This window comes from uncultured Novosphingobium sp. (assembly GCF_964277725.1).
Lineage (GTDB): Bacteria > Pseudomonadota > Alphaproteobacteria > Sphingomonadales > Sphingomonadaceae > Novosphingobium > Novosphingobium fluoreni.
In genome coordinates this window covers 1-3,396 of record NZ_CAXYKL010000182.1, presented here as the reverse complement: position 1 = coordinate 3,396, position 3,396 = coordinate 1, and the positions used below count along the sequence as shown (strand labels likewise).

Sequence of the window (3,396 nt, the reverse complement as noted above, 5' to 3'; positions counted from 1 at the left end):
CTGGCGGAGAGGGTGGGATACAATAAAGATTGAAGTTTAGACATTTTCTGCCTTCGTGCCGCACGAGGCGAAGATTTAGCCTGGGTTTTAGAGCGTGATCTCCGGCGACCGTGCATGAACTTTTGCGTACCCTTTTTGAGTAGGGAATCATCTTGCTTGTTCCAGAAGCTGGTTGAATGGTGGAGGGAGCGTCGTCCTCTGTAAGCGGCTAATTATCGAACTTAGGCGTATGATAATCAGCCGTACCGCAGTCGCAGAGCGATGGAGCGGCAGTCGTAAATGTCTCCATGCGCGCTGCCACTATTCTTCTTGTACCGCGTTACGCTGCAAGCGCTGGAAGAGATTTTTTATGGCACGCTTGCTGACGAATATCCTGGCCTGGGCAATTGCCGTGCTGGGCGGCTTTTTCGCGGTCGCTGGTGGCGTGCTCGTTTTTGTTGGCGGATCGCCTTACTATGTGATCACCGGCATTCTCATGGTCGTCAGTGGCGCGCTTCTGGGACGCGGAAAGGCGACTGGTCGAACGCTATTTATCGTGATCTGGCTTGGCACGCTGCTCTGGGCGGTGTGGGAGGTCGGCTTCGACGGGCTGCAACTGGTGCCTCGCGTGGTCGCGCCGACGGTTTTGCTGGTGCTGGTCTTGTTGACCGGATGGCGTCGCGGAGCGACACGATCGCGCGTCGCTCCGGCGATCGCGGCAGGTGTCGCGATCGTATTCGCAAGCGGGGTGCTGCTGCAGGGTCCGGACGTCTCCGCGCAGAGCGGAGCACCCACATCGACGGACAAGGCGATCCCGGGGCCTGAGGCGGACAACGACTGGCGCGACTATGGTGGCACGCTGGCTGGCCGGCGCTACTCCGCCTTAAGCGACATCACTCCCGCGAACGTCGGCGCGCTGCAACTCGCCTGGACTCAGCGCACTGGCGACCTGCCGATGCCCGCTGAGAGCCAGGAGCACAAGCGCGAGTACCACTCCGAGGCGACCCCGATCCATATCGGCGATACGCTCTACACCTGCACCCCGCACTCGTTCGTGCAAGCCATCGACGCGACCACCGGCAAAACCAAGTGGAGCTGGCATGAGCAAGCGCAGATCAAGGGCAACAACTACCTCGTCTGCCGCGGAGTAAGTTATTTCGAAGCGCCGGCTGGCACGCCATGCCCGCGCCGCATCTTCGCGCCGACCTTCGATGCGCGGCTGGTGGCCTTGGACGCCGACACGGGTCGGCCTTGTCCCAGCTTCGCCAACAATGGCGCGATCGACTTGCGCGACAATATGGGCGTATCGACCCCTTCGGATCAGATCGCCACGACGCCGCCGATCGTGGTCAACAATCGCCTGATCGTCGGCGAACGGATCATTGACAACGTCAATCGCAACATACCCAGCGGCGTCGTAAGGGCTTACGATCCGGTGTCGGGAAGCCCGGTATGGGCCTGGGACGTGGGCCGCTCGAGCGATGCGATCAAGCCGCTGCCCGCCGGGCAGATCTACACGCGCGGCACACCTAACGTTTGGGGTGCGATCACGGCGGATGCGGCGAACGGGATCGTCTATCTGGGCACGGGCAATGCCTCTCCCGACTACTGGATCGGTTACCGGCGTCCCTTTGATGACCGCTTCGGCACCTCGATCGTCGCCTTGGATATTGCGACCGGAAAGCTGAAGTGGACACGTCAGTTGGTCCACCGTGACATGTGGGACATGGACCTGCCGATCGGCCCGTCGCTGTTCGACTATCGCGACGCGCAAGGCCGCAGCACGCCCGCGCTGATCCAGACGACCAAGATGGGCCAGGTGTTCTTCCTCAACCGCCTCACAGGTGAGCCGCTGGCGCAGATCGTCGAGCGGCCGGTTCGTACGGACGGCGCTACGCCAGGCGTCAGGGTCTCACCCACGCAGCCGTTTTCCGTCGGCATGCCGTCGTTCACGCCGCCCGCTCCCAGCGAGAGGGCAACATGGGGCGCAACGCCGATCGACCAACTGATGTGCCGCATCGATATCCGCCGCGCACAGGGCACTGGCATCTATCAGCCGATGGGGCTGAAGCCGATCATCGGCCATCCGGCGTTCGATGGCGTCACCGACTGGGGCGGCGCGGCGGTCGATCCGGTGCGGGGCATCATGACCATCAATACGATGGAGATGCCGTTCAAGCTTTGGCTGATACGCCGCGACGATCCGCGCGTGAAGACGCTAATGGCGCAGAAGCAGGGTGGGGAGAACGCCATGCAGGCGCAACTCCAGACGCAATACAATACGCCCTACGTGGCGGTGGTAAAGGCCTGGGTCGGCATCTTCGGTGCCCCATGCGTCGCTCCGCCGTGGGGTCACCTCACAGCGGTCGATCTCAAGACGCGCAAGATCCTGTGGCGCCAGGTGCTCGGCACGGCGCGTGACACGGGCCTCTTCGGAAGCCATCTGGGCGTGCCTGTAAAGACAGGCGTGCCGAACCTGGGCGGATCAATCATCACCGCCGGGGGGCTGGCTTTCATCGGTGCGACCACCGATCAGTACTTGCGCGCCTTTGATCTTAAGACCGGCAAGGTCGTGTGGAAGGCACGCCTGCCTGCCGGCGCGCAAGCGACGCCGATGACGTATCGCGGGCGGGATGGGCGGCAGTATGTCGTCATCACCGCCGGCGGACACGGTGCGCTGGGCACGCGATATGGTGACTACACACTGGCGTTCGCTCTGCCGCGATCGTGATGGAGCGCGAGGCACTGATAAACAGCGCCTGACGGTCGGCGGGAAGATGCTGATGCTCTGCAGTAATGACGGCGCACGTCGGCGCCGATCTTATATCGATGGCATGATTATAAAGGCAACCACTTGGAGAGGATCGTGACTTCCGCCGCGCTCCGCAAGGCCGTCCTGTATCGCATGGTAATGCCGAGCATGTATGTCCCTACGGCCTCAAGTCGAAGTGGCAGCTCAAGCGTCACGGTTATGAGGTTGAGGATCACTGGCTTAGCACTCGCAACGAAACGGATGCGTTCATGGCGGAGCATGCCGTCAAGACGACGCCGCAGACCTTCATCGGAGGCGAGCGGATTGGCGGCAATGACGATCTGACCCGCTTCTTCGGCGGCCATGTCCCCGCCAAGGACGAGACGAGCTATCGCCCGGTTGTCGCCCTGTTCGCGATGACCCTGCTCACGGCGATGGCGGCGAGCACCGCTGCTTACGGAACGCCGCTGACGGGACGTGCTGCGGCATAATTCGTCAGCTTTTCGATGTGCGTGCTCGCCATTCTCAAGCTGCAGGACTGGACTTGTAACGGTTTTGCGCCGGTCACCTGAGCGATTAGAGCTCGCAACAGGAGACCTACGAGATGATCAAGCACACAGAAGAGTTCAAGCAGGAGGCGGTGCGCATCGCGCTGACCAGCGGGT

The 3,396-nt window shown here is 62.0% G+C and carries 2 protein-coding genes; both read left to right on the top strand.

What is annotated here, in order from left to right; genetic code table 11:
- Nucleotides 1-349 precede the first annotated feature (349 nt).
- Entirely contained in the window at nt 350-2,710 is a 2,361-nt protein-coding gene (locus ACHWRX_RS10115) for a membrane-bound PQQ-dependent dehydrogenase, glucose/quinate/shikimate family (RefSeq protein WP_394659099.1), read from the top strand.
- A 290-nt stretch (nt 2,711-3,000) separates the two neighbouring features.
- Nucleotides 3,001-3,222, top strand: a complete 222-nt coding sequence (locus tag ACHWRX_RS10110; RefSeq protein WP_394659098.1) for a hypothetical protein — start codon at nt 3,001-3,003, stop codon at nt 3,220-3,222.
- Nucleotides 3,223-3,396: the final 174 nt, after the last annotated feature.